14 protein-coding genes are annotated in these 13,571 nt (G+C 64.5%); 10 read left to right on the forward strand and 4 right to left on the reverse strand.

What is annotated here, in order from left to right; all coding sequences use genetic code 11:
- Window positions 1-211: 211 nt before the first annotated feature.
- Complete coding sequence (locus tag BX591_RS20200) at window positions 212-1,621, forward strand: purine-cytosine permease family protein (protein WP_111933088.1); 1,410 nt, start codon at window positions 212-214, stop codon at window positions 1,619-1,621.
- 81 nt (window positions 1,622-1,702) lie between these two features.
- On the opposite strand, the gene BX591_RS20205 is transcribed toward BX591_RS20200, so the two are convergent.
- Window positions 1,703-2,629, reverse strand: a complete 927-nt coding sequence (locus BX591_RS20205; RefSeq protein ID WP_111933089.1) for a LysR family transcriptional regulator — start codon at window positions 2,627-2,629, stop codon at window positions 1,703-1,705.
- A gap of 197 nt (window positions 2,630-2,826) precedes the next feature.
- On the opposite strand from BX591_RS20205, the gene BX591_RS20210 reads away from it, so the two are divergent.
- From BX591_RS20210 to BX591_RS20250, 9 genes are all read left to right on the forward strand, one after another.
- Window positions 2,827-4,176, forward strand: a complete 1,350-nt coding sequence (locus tag BX591_RS20210; protein WP_111933090.1) for a flavin-containing monooxygenase — start codon at window positions 2,827-2,829, stop codon at window positions 4,174-4,176.
- Complete coding sequence (locus tag BX591_RS20215) at window positions 4,176-4,607, forward strand: RidA family protein (protein WP_111933091.1); 432 nt, start codon at window positions 4,176-4,178, stop codon at window positions 4,605-4,607. The genes BX591_RS20210 and BX591_RS20215 overlap by 1 nt, the downstream gene beginning before the upstream one ends.
- Before the next feature lie 10 nt (window positions 4,608-4,617).
- Complete coding sequence (locus BX591_RS20220) at window positions 4,618-5,298, forward strand: DUF1028 domain-containing protein (RefSeq protein WP_111933092.1); 681 nt, start codon at window positions 4,618-4,620, stop codon at window positions 5,296-5,298.
- Window positions 5,291-6,460 (forward strand): acetylornithine deacetylase, encoded by a 1,170-nt coding sequence (argE, locus tag BX591_RS20225; RefSeq protein ID WP_111933093.1) that lies wholly within the window; start codon window positions 5,291-5,293, stop codon window positions 6,458-6,460. Before BX591_RS20220 ends, argE begins: the two co-directional genes overlap by 8 nt.
- Window positions 6,461-6,640: 180 nt before the next feature.
- A complete protein-coding gene (locus tag BX591_RS20230) occupies window positions 6,641-7,666 on the forward strand; it encodes a sensor histidine kinase (RefSeq protein ID WP_244147070.1) in 1,026 nt (341 codons plus the stop codon).
- Window positions 7,654-8,361 carry a LytR/AlgR family response regulator transcription factor gene (locus BX591_RS20235; RefSeq protein WP_111933095.1) on the forward strand — a complete coding sequence of 236 codons (708 nt, stop codon included), beginning with the start codon at window positions 7,654-7,656 and terminating at the stop codon, window positions 8,359-8,361. Before BX591_RS20230 ends, BX591_RS20235 begins: the two co-directional genes overlap by 13 nt.
- A gap of 117 nt (window positions 8,362-8,478) precedes the next feature.
- Complete coding sequence (locus BX591_RS20240; RefSeq protein WP_111933096.1) at window positions 8,479-9,369, forward strand: sterol desaturase family protein; 891 nt, start codon at window positions 8,479-8,481, stop codon at window positions 9,367-9,369.
- 259 nt (window positions 9,370-9,628) lie between these two features.
- On the forward strand, window positions 9,629-10,903 hold the full coding sequence (locus BX591_RS20245; protein WP_111933097.1) for an oligosaccharide flippase family protein: 1,275 nt from the start codon (window positions 9,629-9,631) through the stop codon (window positions 10,901-10,903).
- Window positions 10,904-10,982: 79 nt separating this feature from the next.
- Complete coding sequence (locus BX591_RS20250) at window positions 10,983-11,777, forward strand: hypothetical protein (RefSeq protein ID WP_111933098.1); 795 nt, start codon at window positions 10,983-10,985, stop codon at window positions 11,775-11,777.
- An 86-nt stretch (window positions 11,778-11,863) separates the two neighbouring features.
- Here the strand turns inward: BX591_RS20250 and BX591_RS20255 are convergent, their stop codons facing one another.
- The 3 genes from BX591_RS20255 to BX591_RS36555 form a co-directional block, all read right to left on the reverse strand.
- Window positions 11,864-12,679: a DUF2182 domain-containing protein gene (locus BX591_RS20255; RefSeq protein WP_111933099.1), complete on the reverse strand. Its 816-nt coding sequence runs from the start codon at window positions 12,677-12,679 to the stop codon at window positions 11,864-11,866.
- The gene (locus BX591_RS20260; RefSeq protein WP_111933100.1) at window positions 12,676-13,278 is read right to left on the reverse strand and encodes a DUF1326 domain-containing protein; all 603 of its coding nucleotides are present in this window, start codon (window positions 13,276-13,278) and stop codon (window positions 12,676-12,678) included. The genes BX591_RS20255 and BX591_RS20260 overlap by 4 nt, the downstream gene beginning before the upstream one ends.
- A 136-nt stretch (window positions 13,279-13,414) precedes the next feature.
- Entirely contained in the window at window positions 13,415-13,558 is a 144-nt protein-coding gene (locus tag BX591_RS36555; protein ID WP_167444589.1) for a hypothetical protein, read from the reverse strand.
- Between the last annotated feature and the right edge of the window lie 13 nt (window positions 13,559-13,571).

The following is a 13,571-nucleotide window of genomic DNA, read 5'->3' on the forward strand; positions in this document are numbered from 1 at the left end:
GCATCGAGCCACACGCTGCATCGAAAAAATCTATGCAAGGCATCGGTAAACAGTGTTGGTCAAAGAAATATGGCCTCAGTAAATTGAATTGACACATGGGGCGCAGGCGGGGCACAGGCAGGGGCGCAGGCCGGTCTGCCGCGCGACGTCGACGCCCCGGTCGCAACTTACCGAGCGCCACCGCGCGACAACGAAGCAAAGGGAGGGTGATATGGCCGACAGCCGCAGTGCGGTTCCACTGATCGAGAAACACACCATCGGTTATGTTCCGCACGAGGAACGACACGGAAAGGTGCGCGACCTGTTCACGCTCTGGTTCGGCGGCAACATCGCTCCGTTGCCGATCGTCACAGGGGCGCTGGGCGTGCAGATTTACCACCTCAACCTGTTCTGGGGTGTCATTGCGATTCTGGTCGGTCAGGCAATCGGCGGCGTGCTGATGGCGCTGCATTCCGCGCAAGGCCCGCAGATGGGTATTCCGCAGATGATTCAAAGCCGGGCCCAGTTCGGCTCGTGGGGCGCGCTGCTCGTCACGGTGATTGCCGGGGTGATGTACGTCGGCTTCTTCGCGTCGAATATCGTGCTGGCGGGCAAGTCGCTGCACGGTATCCAGTCGACGATCCCGGTGCCGGTCGGCATTCTGGTCGGTGCGTTGGGGTCGGGACTGATCGGTATCATCGGCTACCGGTTCATCCACATTCTCAACAGGATCGGCACGTGGGTGCTGGGTATCGGTATCGTGATCGGCTTCGCGTATATCGCGACCCACGTGACGACGGCCGACTTTCTGACGCGCGGCGGCTTCAATTTTGCCGGCTGGCTGGCTACGGTGTCGCTGTCGGCGCTCTGGCAAATCGCGTTTGCGCCGTACGTGTCCGACTATTCGCGTTACCTGCCGGCCAATGTCGGCGTGGCCCGTACGTTCTGGGCGACTTACCTCGGCTGCACGCTCGGCTCGTCGCTGGCGTTCGTGTTCGGCGCGGTGGCGGTGCTGGCCGTTCCTCCCGGCGTCGACACGATGGACGCCGTGAAACTGTCGACCGGCGCGATCGGGCCGTTCATGCTGGTGCTGTTTCTGCTGAGCGTGATCAGCCACAATGCGCTCAATCTGTACGGCGCGGTGCTGTCGGTGATCACATCGTTGCAGACCTTTGCGTATAAGTGGATTCCGACCGTCAAGGCGCGCGCCGTGCTGTCGCTGATCATCATGGCGACCTGCTGTTTTGCGGCGGTGGGCGCGTCGAAGGATTTTGTCGGCCACTTCGTCGATCTGGTGCTGGCGTTGCTCGTGGTGCTCGTGCCGTGGACGGCGATCAATCTGATCGACTTCTATGTGATTCACAAGGGCAAATACGACGTCGATTCGATCTTCCGGGTGGACGGCGGGATTTACGGACGCTTCAACATGCAGGCGCTGATCGCCTACGCCGTGGGGATCGTCGTGCAGATTCCTTTCATGAACACGCCGATGTACGTCGGCTCGTTCTCGGCGCACCTGGACGGCGCGGACCTGTCCTGGCTGGTGGGCATTATCGTCACGACGCCGCTGTACTACTGGCTCGCCACGCGGGACACCGCGTATCGTCGGCGCCAGAATCAGGCGAGCGTAACGGTTCATTGAAGCGGTTCACTGTCGCGGCCGATAACACTGGCCGGCAGGAAAGCAGCGACGAAGTTTCCGTCGCTGCTTTTTTTTGTTGACTCACCGATCGATATGCAGCCGCCGGATATACGACTCGCAGAACGTCGAAAAGCGTCGCACCACCTGACGCGGCTTCATTGCGTTGGATTGCGCGATACCGAGCGTGGTGGCGTTCACGTCGTCCTTGAACCGCTTGATCACGAAGTCCTCGCCATCCACGGTGCGGTTCGACTTCAGTGGAAAATTGAGGATGCTGTAACCCAGCCCGTTCGCCACCATGCCGCGCACCACTTCCGGCTGCGACGAGCGGAACGCGGCGACCGGACGGCTGCCCACCGCGTCGAACAGCGCTGAAAAATACTCGCGGCTGTGCGGCAGATCCAGCATCACATAAGGCTCGGACAACAATTCTTCGAGCGACACCTTGCGGGCGCGGGCGAGCCGGTGGGTCCTGGGCAGAATCACGTAGGGCGGCAACGACAGCAGCGGCGTGAAGGTGATGCCCTCCGTGATATCGAGGCTATACGTTAGAGCGATGTCGAGCGAGCCGTCGTGCAGGCCGTTCAGCAGCGTGTCCTGATGCGCCTCCACGGTGCGAAACGCAATGCCCGCATGGTCCTGCACGAAGCGGCTGATGATGCCGGGCATGAGCGGCGGCGCCAGCGAAACGAGGCATCCCAGCGCGATGGTGCCGGTCATGCCGCCATCCATTTCTTTCGCGGCCAATTGCAGGTCTTCGGCATTCTTCAGCAGATTGCGCGCGTGGCCGAGCAGGTCGCGCCCCGCCTGCGTCAGCGACAAACCGCTCGCGTGATGGCGAATGAACAGCTGCACGCCGAACGATTCCTCGAGATCCGCCAGCGACGTCGAGATGGACGGCTGCGAGATATGCAGGCGTTTCGCCGCGGCGGTGAACGACAGCGCTTCCGCCGTCACGACGAAATAACGCAACTGGCGTAGCGAGTAACGCAGCGGATTGCTTTCCATCCGTCCTTCTCCTCAATCAGGTTTCCACTGGCTGCATTGTGATCCACACAAAAACTCGTTGCATAGAAAAAAACGATGCTATGGATTTTTTAAATATGTTTTTCCAAATCAGGTGGCCGGCGTACATTTTCTTCATGGTTGAGCGCTGAGGGCAGAACGGGCGCTTGCCATCCAACGCTTTTCAAAAGGAAACAGCGATGACTGCTGAAAAAATGTCGATCGATACGGTGGTGATTGGGGCAGGTCAGGCCGGCGTGGCGATGAGTGAACACCTGAGCAAGCTCGGTGTGCCGCATCTCGTGCTGGAGCGCGATCGCATCGCCGAACGCTGGCGCACCGGGCGGTGGGATTCGCTGGTCGCCAACGGTCCGGTCTGGCACGACCGCTTCCCCGGTCTGGAATTCGACGATCTCGACCCCGACGCGTTCGCGCCGAAAGAGCGGGTCGCCGACTATTTCGAGGCGTACGCGAAAAAGTTTAACGCACCGATCCGCACGGGCGTCGAGGTGACGCGTGTGGCGCGTCATGCAGGACGGCCGGGATTCACCGTGGAGACCTCGACGGGCGTGATCGAGGCCGGCCGCGTGGTGGTGGCGACCGGGCCATTCCAGCGCCCGGTGATTCCGCCGATCGCGCCGCAAACGGGCGCGCTCACGCAGATTCATTCGGCGGACTACCGCAATCCCGGGCAACTGCCCGAGGGCGGCGTGCTGGTGGTCGGCGCCGGCTCGTCCGGCGTGCAGATCGCGGACGAACTGCAGCGTGCCGGGCGGCGCGTTTACCTGTCGGTCGGTCCTCACGACCGTCCTCCGCGCGCCTATCGCAATCGCGACTTCTGCTGGTGGCTCGGCGTGCTCGGCGAATGGGACAAGGAAGCGGCGCAGCCTGGCAAGGAACACGTGACGATCGCGGTAAGCGGCGCGCGCGGCGGCCATACGGTCGACTTCAGAGCGCTCGCGCATCAGGGCGTGACGCTGGTCGGTCTGACGAAAACCTTCGACGACGCGCGCGTCACGTTCGAAGCCGATCTCGCGATCAACCTCGCGCGTGGCGACGAAAACTATCTGTCGTTGCTGGATGCGGCGGACGCGTACATCGCCCGTAACGGGCTCGATTTGCCGGAAGAGCCCGAAGCCCGCCGCACGTTTGCCGACCCGGCCTGCGTGAGCGATCCGATTCTCGAACTCGATCTGGCCGCGGCCGGCGTGAGCTCGATCGTCTGGGCGACCGGTTACGCGGTCGACTACGACTGGCTGCACGTCGACGCGTTCGACGCGAAGGGTAAGCCACGGCATCAACGCGGCGTGTCGAGCGAGCCCGGCGTCTATTTTCTGGGTTTGCCGTGGCTGTCGCGGCGCGGCTCCACGTTCATCTGGGGCGTGTGGCACGACGCCAAACATATCGCCGATCACATCGCCACGCAGCGCAAATACCTGTCCTATCGCGACGCTTCACAGCGCGAGACCCCGCAAGCTCGCAACGAAGTACCCGCCAGCTCGTCCGCTGTATCGCGAGTTCAACACGTCAACGAATTGGGAGTGAATTAATGCCGACTCATACGCGCATCCGCATGTTCAACACGAAAGACACGTATCCGAACCAGTCGCTCGATAACGATCTTTGCCAGGCCGTTCGCGCGGGCAATACCGTCTATGTGCGCGGCCAGGTCGGCACCGATTTCGACGGTCGTCTGATCGGTCTCGGCGATCCGCAGGCGCAGGCCGAACAGGCGATGAAAAACGTCAGGCAACTGCTGCTGGAAGCAGGCAGCGATCTGTCCCACATCGTCAAGACGACGACGTATCTGATCGACCCGCGTTATCGCGAACCGGTTTATCAGGAAGTCGGCAAATGGCTGAAGGGCGTGTTCCCGATTTCGACCGGACTGGTGGTCAGCGCGCTGGGCCAGCCGCAGTGGCTGATGGAAATCGACGTGATCGCGGTGATCCCGGACGGCTGGCAGGCGAACCACGCTTAAGGAGCAGGGCATGACATTCTCGATCATTGGACGTTGTCCGGAGACCGGCCAGCTTGGCATCGCGATCAGTTCGTCGAGTATCGCGGTGGGCGCCCGCTGCCCGTGGGTGCGCGCGGGTGTGGGCGCGGTCGCGACGCAGAACGTCACGCTGCCCGCGCTCGGGCCACGGATTCTGGATAGCCTCGAAGAGGCACCACGGGGCGATCCGGCGGCGGCTCTGGAGCACGCGCTCGGCGCCGACGCGTGGCGCGCTTATCGACAGGTGACGGTGATCGATAGCGCGGGACGTACCGCGTTTTTCAGCGGCGACGAGGCGCTGGGTCTGCACCACGCAGTGGCCGGTAAGCAGTGTGTTGCAGCGGGCAATCTGCTGGCGGCTCGCGAGGTAATCGACGCGATGGTTCATGCATTCGAGCAGGCGCCGGGCATGCTCGCGGAGCGTCTGCTGTCGGCCATGCATGCCGCGATGGCGGCCGGCGGCGAAGCCGGGCCGGTGCATTCGGCGGCGCTCAAGGTGGTCGGCGACGTAAGCTGGCCGATTGTCGATTTGCGGCTCGACTGGGCGGATCAAGACCCGATCGGCAAGCTCGACGATCTCTGGCAAGCGTATCGGCCGCAGATGCAGGACTATCTGACGCGCGCGTTGAATCCAACGGCGGCACCGGGCTACGGAGTGCCGGGCGATGAATAAGGGGTCCAGCCGCGCGCTGCTCGAACAACTGATCGGCTTCGCGACGGTGAGCCGGGATTCGAATCTGGAACTGATCGCGTTCATTCGCGATTACCTGGCGGATCTCGGCGTGCGCAGCGAACTGTTCTACAACCCGGAGCGCACCAAGGCGAATCTGTTCGCCACCATCGGCCCAACGGATCGCGGCGGGATCGTGCTGTCCGGTCATACCGATGTCGTTCCCGTCGACGGGCAAGCATGGACGGTGGAGCCGTTCCGTTTGACGGAGAAAGACGGCCGCCTGTACGGTCGCGGCGCCGCCGACATGAAAGGCTTTATCGCCGCCGTGCTCGCGGCCGTGCCCGCTTTTCTCGACCCGCCGCTGGCGTTGCCCTTGCACCTTGCGTTCTCCTACGACGAAGAAGTGGGCTGCCTCGGCGTACGACCGATGCTGGCCGAACTGGCAAAGCGCGCGCACAAGCCGCGCGTGTGCCTGATCGGCGAGCCGACCGGCATGAAGCCCGTGCTGGGTCATAAAGGCAAACTCGCCATGCGCTGCCAGGTAAAAGGCGCGGCGTGTCACTCGGCTTACGCACCGTATGGCGTCAACGCGATCGAATACGCGGCGCGGCTGATCGGGCGGCTGGGGCAGATCGGCGCGCGGCTGGCCGAGACCGACCATCACGATCGGCGTTTCGATCCGCCGTACACGACGGTGCAGACGGGCCTGATCAAAGGCGGCCGGGCGCTGAACATCGTGCCGGCGGAATGCGAGTTCGATTTCGAGGTGCGCGCGCTGCCGGGCTTCGATGCGCAAGCGGTCTCGGACGAACTGCGGTCGTATGCTGAAACGGAATTGCTGCCCGCCATGCATTCGGTTCAGGCCGAGACCGATATTCATCTGCAGTCGCTGGGCGCGTACCCGGGACTGGCCACCTCGCCGGATAGCGAAGCGGCACGTCTGTTGACGCTGCTGAGCGGGTCCGCCGAGTTCGGCACGGTGGCGTTCGGCACCGAGGGCGGATTGTTCGATGAAGCAGGCATTCCCACGGTGGTCTGCGGACCAGGCAGCATGGACCAGGGACATAAACCCGACGAGTTCATTACGGTTCGGCAACTGAGCGACTGCGATGCGATGCTGGTTCGGCTGGCCGGCTATCTCGTGGACGGCGGCGAGCGGTAATTCTGGACCCGGCGGCGAATTCGCGATTACCATGGTCCGCTCGCCGGAGCCGCGCCTGAAGACTGCCGCGCTGCTGCCAGGCACGATCGACCCGGAACGGATACGTGGTTCATCGACACCCACATGAACGCTCATCGCCTCGCCGTTGAAACAATGCCCCCGCGCTCACGGCGACGCCTCGTGTGGATCTGGGCCGCGTTCTGGCTGTTCATGCTGGCGATCGACGTGCAGGAGTACGCGTGGTCGGGCGGCCGGCAGTTCTGGCGCCCGCTGGTCGACGGCGGCACCTCGGCGCTGGCGGCCTCGGTGCTGGTCGTCGTGCAGGTGCGGCGCGCCAACCGTTTCGATCATCTGCTCAGCCGCCCGCTGCAGTGGTTCCTGCACCATTGGGCGTGGCTGCCGCTGCAACTGGTCGCGTACGTGGCGGCGATGTACGCGCTGCGGATGGGTATCTATGCCCTCGCCGGCGTGCGATTCGTGCACGGACCATGGCTCGACGTGCTGGCTTACGAAGGCAGCAAATTCGTCGTGTTCTACGCGCTGTTCGGCGGCCTCGGTTTCGGTTTGCGATCGTACGCCGCGTGGGCCGCCGAGCGGCTGCGCACCGAACAGCAGGCGAAGCTCGCGCGCGAGGCGCAACTCGCCCAGTTGACCCAGCAGCTGCAACCCCACTTTCTGTTCAACGCGCTCAATACCGTTTCTTCGCTGATTCATAGCGACCCCGACGCGGCCGACCTGCTACTGACGCGCCTCGCGACCTTGCTGCGGGCGGCGACGGACGCAAGCCAGCGCCCCGAGCAGTCGCTCGCCGACGAGTTGACGCTGCTGCACGCGTACGCGGACATCATGACCCAACGTTTCGCGGACCGGGTGCGAATCTCGTGGGACGTCGATAGCACCGCGCAACGTTGCCGGGTGCCGACGCTCGGGCTGCAACCGCTGCTGGAAAACTGCTTTCGCCATGTCGTCGAGCGGCGCAGCGCGTTCACCCACATCGCGATCCGTACCCAGCGCGATGCGAACCAACTGCGCATCGAGATCGAGGACGACGGCGATCTGCAGCGCCTGCCGGAGCGGCGCGGCGTCGGTCTCGGCAACCTCGAGGGCCGTCTGCGCTCGTTGTACGGCACGCGCGCCAGCCTCCAGTTGCGGCTGCGGCCGGGCGGTGGCCTGATTGCCGGAGTGAGCTTGCCATGCGCGCCCTGATCGTCGACGACGAAGCCCTCGCGCGCAGCAAACTGGCGCGCATGCTGGGCGCTTTTGCCGACCTCGAGGTGGTCGGCGAAGCCGCCGACGGCGCGGCGGCGCTGACGCTGGCGGCGCAGTTGCAGCCGGACGTGATCTTCCTCGATGTGCAGATGCCCGAGGTGGACGGTTTCGACGTCGCGGCTTCATTGCCGGACCCCGGTCCGGCGCTGGTCTTCGTCACGGCGTTCGACCAGTACGCCTTGCGCGCTTTCGATACGCACGCGGCAGACTATCTGCTCAAACCGGTCGAGCCGGAGCGCCTCGCGCGCACGGTGCAGCGCTTGCGCGGTGCGCAGCGGCCCGCTGCCGCGCGCCCGAATCCCGGCGTGCCGGCCCACCTCGTGATCGCCGAGCGCGGGCAAACGCACGTGGTGCGTTGCGCCGATATCGAGTGGCTGGAGGCCGCGGACAATTACGTCAGCCTCCATCTGCCGGGCCGAAGTCTGTTGCTGCGGCGCACCTTGGGCGCCGTGCTCGACGACCTCGGCCCAGCGTTCGTGCGCACGCATCGCGGCGCCGCGGTGGCGCTGGCGGCCGTGCTCGCGGTGCGGCCGCGAGGCAAGGGCGATGCCACGCTCGTGCTGCGGAGCGGCGCCGAAGTGCCATGCAGCCGGCAGCATCGTGCGGCGTTGATGGAGCGTCTGCGGCCGTAGGAGCGTTTGTCGTACCGACGTTTCGCCACGTAGCAGACCCGGCTCGTCCCAGGTCGATTGCGGCGCGAGGTGCGTGGCTCTACGCTGACTGACATTCCCCAAACGGAGTGTCTGCTCATGGATGTGTTGCTGACGATCCTCAAATACAGCCTCGCGCTGGTGCTCGTGGCCTCGTTGATCGAGGCGCTCGCGCTAACCCTTCGGCGCGGCCGGCACGGCTACGACTGGCGCGCGGCGGCGGTGTCGCTGGCCGACTTCATGGTGCGCGAATATCCGCTGCGCTGGTTGCTGCCGCTGGCTTTCTATGGCGACGCGATGAACTGGGTCTGGCATCACCGGCTCTGGACCGTGCCGATGAACCACTGGAGCGGCTGGGTCGCCTGTTTCATCGGTCAGGAATTCTGTTACTACTGGTTTCATCGCGCGGCGCATCGCACACGCTGGTTCTGGTGCAACCATGCGGTTCATCATTCGCCGAATCAACTGACGCTGTCGGCGGCGTATCGCCTGGGGTGGGCCGGGCGCCTCGCCGGTTCGCAACTGTTCTTCCTGCTCGCGCCGTGGCTGGGCATGCCGCCTCGCATCGTGCTGACGTTGCTGGCGCTCAACCTGCTGTATCAGTTCTGGATACACACCACCTGGATTCCCCGCCTCGGGCCGTTGGAGTGGATTCTGAATACGCCTTCCGCGCATCGCGTGCATCATGCGTCGAACGTCGAATACCTGGACGGTAACTATGGCGGCGTGCTGATCGTGTTCGACCGGCTGTTCGGCACTTACATCGCTGAGCGGCGCGACACGCCATGCCGCTACGGGCTCGTGCATCCTGTCACGACCTACAATTTGCTGACGATCGAGTTCGATCACTGGCGTGCGCTATGGCGCGACCTGAAGACCGCGCGTTCGCTGGGCGAAGTCTGCGGGTATCTGTTCAAGCCACCTGGTTGGCGGCCCGACGGCGACGGCGCGACCACCGAAGAACTGCGCCGCCGCGGCAGCCCCTCGTAGGTCGCCAGGGAAATACCCTGGCGGTCCAGCGCCAGCCGCGCAAGCGAAGGCTCGCTGGCGCCGTTTCCGTTTGGTTTCCGTTTGCTTTCCGTTCCTAAACAAAGTCTGCCTGACTCGCTCCGGCCATATTTCTGTCACGCCACGTTCAGTGCCGCACAGAGCGTTGTCCAAAGATGACGCAAATTCGGTCGACGCCGCATCCGCCCTGATCGCCAAGCAAGACGCCATCCGGGGACCAAGCGACCAGGGAGGGGAGACAGTGAGATCGATCAGGGTTGCGGCCTTCTCGGTGCGAGGAGGCCTCGGGCCGAGTGCGCCCACCTGGGTATTGTTGCAGCAGGTCGTCGTACGCGGTCTCGTGGCGGTGAAGTTTCTTGCGCTGGGGCGCATTCTCGGGCCGTCGGCGATCGGCAGTGTCAGCATTGCGCTGCTCGCGGTGGCGATCGCGGAATCGCTGTCCGACACCGGACTGGCGCAGGCGGTCATTCAGGGACGCGACACGCCCACGCATCAGGAACTCGGTGCGGTCTGGACCACGCTGACGACACGCGGCATCGTGGTCGCGTTGCTGCTGGTCGCGCTCGCGCCGGTGATGAATCGGCAGTTTCACCTCGGCAATGCACTCACGCTGCTGCAACTCGCGGCGGCCTTGCCGCTGATTCGCGGTCTCGCTTCGCCTGCCTATTTCGTCGTGCAACGCAATCGCGGTTTTCAGCAACTTGCGGGGATCGAGACCGCTGCCGCGTTCGTCGATTGCTGTACCGGACTCGCTCTCGCACTCAGTGGCGCGGGCGCGTATTCGCTGCTGATCGGGATGATCGTCGGCGATACGCTGAAAAGCCTGCTCACCTGGCTCACCATGCGGCCGCGCCCGCCGATCCGCCTCGCGTGGGCCGGCATTGGCCATTACATCGACTTCAGCCGGTGGATCTGGGCGGGCAGTGTGGTCAACCTGCTGCTCAACCAGTTCGACAAGGTGATTGTCGGCAAGCTGCTCGGGCCGGCGCAACTCGGCGCGTATCAGATGTCGTCGAAGCTCGCGCAGATGCTGCTGACCGATGCCGCGTTCGCGATGGGCCAATACCTGTTCCCGACGTTTTCCGCGCAACACCGGCACGACGCGCGCATGGCGGCGCGGCGCGTCAGGCTGTATCTGATGATCGTGGCCGGTGGCCTCGCGGTCCTGGTCGTGCTGCTGCGCATGATCGCCGAACCGCTGTTCTCGCTGATTCTCGGGCCTGCGTGGATGTCGGCCGTGCCGCTCTTCAAGATCTTCGTCATCAACATGGCGATCGGCGCGCTGATCGCGGTGTTCGTCGCGTATCTACGCGCGGTCGGCGATGCGAAGGCGGTCACGCATGCGTCGCTGATCCAGATGGTGCTGCTGATCGCGATCGTGCCGCCCATGACGCACTACTGGGGTGTGACCGGCGTCGCGTGGTCGATGACGATCGGCATGGGCTCGGCCGCTACGTGGATGCTGTATCGCACGTTACGGCGGCACGATGCGCGCTCTGTACCGCCGGTTGGCTGACGGTCGAGGAAACGGTTACGGAAGGAACTGGCTGGGAGCGCACGGTAAGATCCCACTTTACATCCGCTCGATTCCCGGCATGCTCGCGCTCAAACTCACGCTCGTCCCGTTGTTTCTGCTGATCGTTTCGATGTCGGGCAAGTGGTGGGGGCCCTCCATCGCCGGCTGGTTGGCGGGTCTGCCGGTGGTCGCGGGGCCGATTCTGTATCTGCTCGTGCTCGAGCACGGACCCGCATTCGGCGCGCGTGCCGCGACGCTGTCGCTGTCCGCGATCCTCGCGTCTGAATCCTTCAATTTCGCTTACGCGTGGACCTGCCGCTCGAGCTCGTGGCCGGTTGCATTGGCGAGCGGATTGATCGCCTGGTTCGTGGCCGCGTGCGGTCTGTCCGGGTTGCCTGCGTCGCCGGTATGGGCCGCTCTCGCGGCGCTCGCCGCGGTGTGTTTCGGCCAGTCGTTCCTGCCGCGCGGTTCGGCGGTCGCAGCCGGTGCGCCGCTGTCGCGCGCCGACCTGATCGGCCGGATGGCGGCCGGTGCGGTACTGACGCTGCTGGTTACGTCGTTGTCGGGACGGCTAGGCGCCGCCTGGAGCGGTTTGCTCGCGGTCTTTCCGCTGCTCGGCATCGTGCTGTCGGTGTCGTCGCAGCGGGCGCACGGTCCTGCTTTCGTGATTTCGCTGCTGCGCGGCATGGTGCTCGGCCGGTTTTCGTTTGCTGCGTTCTGTCTGCTGCTGTCGTTCGCGTTGCCTCATCAGCGCCGGCTGGTCGCGTTTATCGAGGCCGCCTTGCTGGCGATGTTCGTGCAATGGTGCACGAAACGACTCGCGACGACGACGCGCGCGAAGGCGGCGGCACCGCGTGTCGCGGCTGCCGAATGAGGCCGTAGCGCACTCGCGGAGGATGACCGGCGCGCTGTCCAAACCGATGACGCGCATCGTCCGCAACCCGGGCGGACCCTCGTGCCTCAGGCATGAGTCGCCGCCATGAAGGCTGCCCACGACAGCAGCGCCACACCGAACGGCGCGCTCAGCCGCCTGCCCCAGCGGACGTTCTTTTCGATCGCCATCACGGCGGCCAGCAGAAGCATCCAGCCGAGGCTGCCGGCGCCGAGCGCGAACATCAACAGCATCAACGCCCAGCAGCAACCGACGCAGAACAGCCCGTGGTGCGCACCGAGCGCGAATGCCTGGCGGGCCTGCGCGTGCCCATGCCAGTGCTCGATGACGAAACTCAGCGGCGTGCGGCACTTGTCCAAGCAACGATGTTTGAGCTTGCTGAACTGGAATGCGCCGGCCAGGCCGACGATCGCGACGCCGATCATCCAGCCGTGCCACGCGAGTGCGGGCACGCGGGAAAACACCGCGAACACGGCGCTATGAAGCAGGTGCGCCACGAGTCCGAAGGCGCCCCACACCGTCATATAGCCGAGGCCGAGCAGCATGAGGAGGCGCGCATGATCGTGACGTTGCGCCGTCAGGCGGTCGAAGGTATTGAATAACGGCAAGGTGCTCGGCAGCATCATGGCCGCCGTCATCAGAATCCATGCGACCGCGTAGAGCAGTGCGGGCAACAACACGCTACCGCCGGGCACGGCGCGGCACAGAAAAGCCGCCGGTCCCGACGCGGTCCAGTCGCCGTGAGCGAGATAGTTGCCATACGGACTGCGCGCCCACGCCCACAACGTCGCCCAGGCAAACGCGATCAAGGCGGCCAGGACCGGCACGAATACATGACCATGGCGCGAGGAGCCGGGCGGCGCCCGGCTTGCCGGCGCGTTCATGCGTCGAAGACGAAGATGCTCTGCAGCGCGTTGTGATTCTTGATACTGAGGTCGATACCGAGCGCCGCGTTTTTCGATCGATAGGTGGGGGCCTTGCCGACGAACACCGGCGCACCCGGCACGGTGGAAAACACGGTGTCTGAGAGGGTAGTCTGACCGCCGGTCGCCCCCGAGTAAGGCTCGAGTTCCGCGTAGTAGTCCGTGCCGATCTCGAGTTCGCCCTTGCCCGCGACCACGGTAAAGCGGATCGGCGCGCGCTCCACCGACACCACCTGGCCGATCAGCTTGGCGAGGTCGGCGACCGGGCCGCCGGCCTGGCCGGTGTAGACCTTCAATAGCGCGGCTTCCTGCTCCGGCGACGCCTGGTCGCCGATATAAATCGCGGCGGTCCAGTTGCCTTGCAGGATGTTGCCGGGGACATGCGCGACGGCCGCGATGGTGTTGCCGCCGACATCCACGCCTTCAACCGTTCCTTTGTCGATGTGCCATGCGACGATGGTGTCGCAGGTTCCGTTGTCGGGGTCCTCGCCGATCCAGCAGGGGCACAGAACCTTGCAATTGCACACCTCGAGTAAACGCCCTTCCAGGTGATAGCTCATACGAATCTCCATGTGGAGGCACGCAAAACACCGTCTTGCCGCCGTCGTGAAACGACCGCAAGGGGAAGTAATTGTCCGGCTGCGAAGTCGCCGACGTCAATCGCTTTCACGTGATCCGGGCGGCGTGGCGCGCTGTTCAAAGCTGGGAGAAAGCGACGCCCGCGTTCGCGAAGAAAATGTCGAGTCCACCGAGTTCATCGGCGCTACGCTGACTGACGTTCCGCATGTCCGCACGCGAGCGGACGTCGGCGCGCAGCGCGGTTTTGCCGGTGTGTGTCATGGCGTTGCTCCTT

This window comes from Paraburkholderia bryophila (assembly GCF_003269035.1).
GTDB lineage: Bacteria > Pseudomonadota > Gammaproteobacteria > Burkholderiales > Burkholderiaceae > Paraburkholderia > Paraburkholderia bryophila.

Coding starts and splice junctions, on each gene's coding strand:
- BX591_RS20200 (WP_111933088.1), top strand. CDS start 212: ATGGCCGACAGCCGCAGTGCGGTTCCACTGATCGAGAAACACACCATC.
- BX591_RS20205 (WP_111933089.1), bottom strand. CDS start 2,629: ATGGAAAGCAATCCGCTGCGTTACTCGCTACGCCAGTTGCGTTATTTC.
- BX591_RS20210 (WP_111933090.1), top strand. CDS start 2,827: ATGACTGCTGAAAAAATGTCGATCGATACGGTGGTGATTGGGGCAGGT.
- BX591_RS20215 (WP_111933091.1), top strand. CDS start 4,176: ATGCCGACTCATACGCGCATCCGCATGTTCAACACGAAAGACACGTAT.
- BX591_RS20220 (WP_111933092.1), top strand. CDS start 4,618: ATGACATTCTCGATCATTGGACGTTGTCCGGAGACCGGCCAGCTTGGC.
- argE (WP_111933093.1), top strand. CDS start 5,291: ATGAATAAGGGGTCCAGCCGCGCGCTGCTCGAACAACTGATCGGCTTC.
- BX591_RS20235 (WP_111933095.1), top strand. CDS start 7,654: ATGCGCGCCCTGATCGTCGACGACGAAGCCCTCGCGCGCAGCAAACTG.
- BX591_RS20240 (WP_111933096.1), top strand. CDS start 8,479: ATGGATGTGTTGCTGACGATCCTCAAATACAGCCTCGCGCTGGTGCTC.
- BX591_RS20250 (WP_111933098.1), top strand. CDS start 10,983: ATGCTCGCGCTCAAACTCACGCTCGTCCCGTTGTTTCTGCTGATCGTT.
- BX591_RS20255 (WP_111933099.1), bottom strand. CDS start 12,679: ATGAACGCGCCGGCAAGCCGGGCGCCGCCCGGCTCCTCGCGCCATGGT.
- BX591_RS20260 (WP_111933100.1), bottom strand. CDS start 13,278: ATGAGCTATCACCTGGAAGGGCGTTTACTCGAGGTGTGCAATTGCAAG.
- BX591_RS36555 (WP_167444589.1), bottom strand. CDS start 13,558: ATGACACACACCGGCAAAACCGCGCTGCGCGCCGACGTCCGCTCGCGT.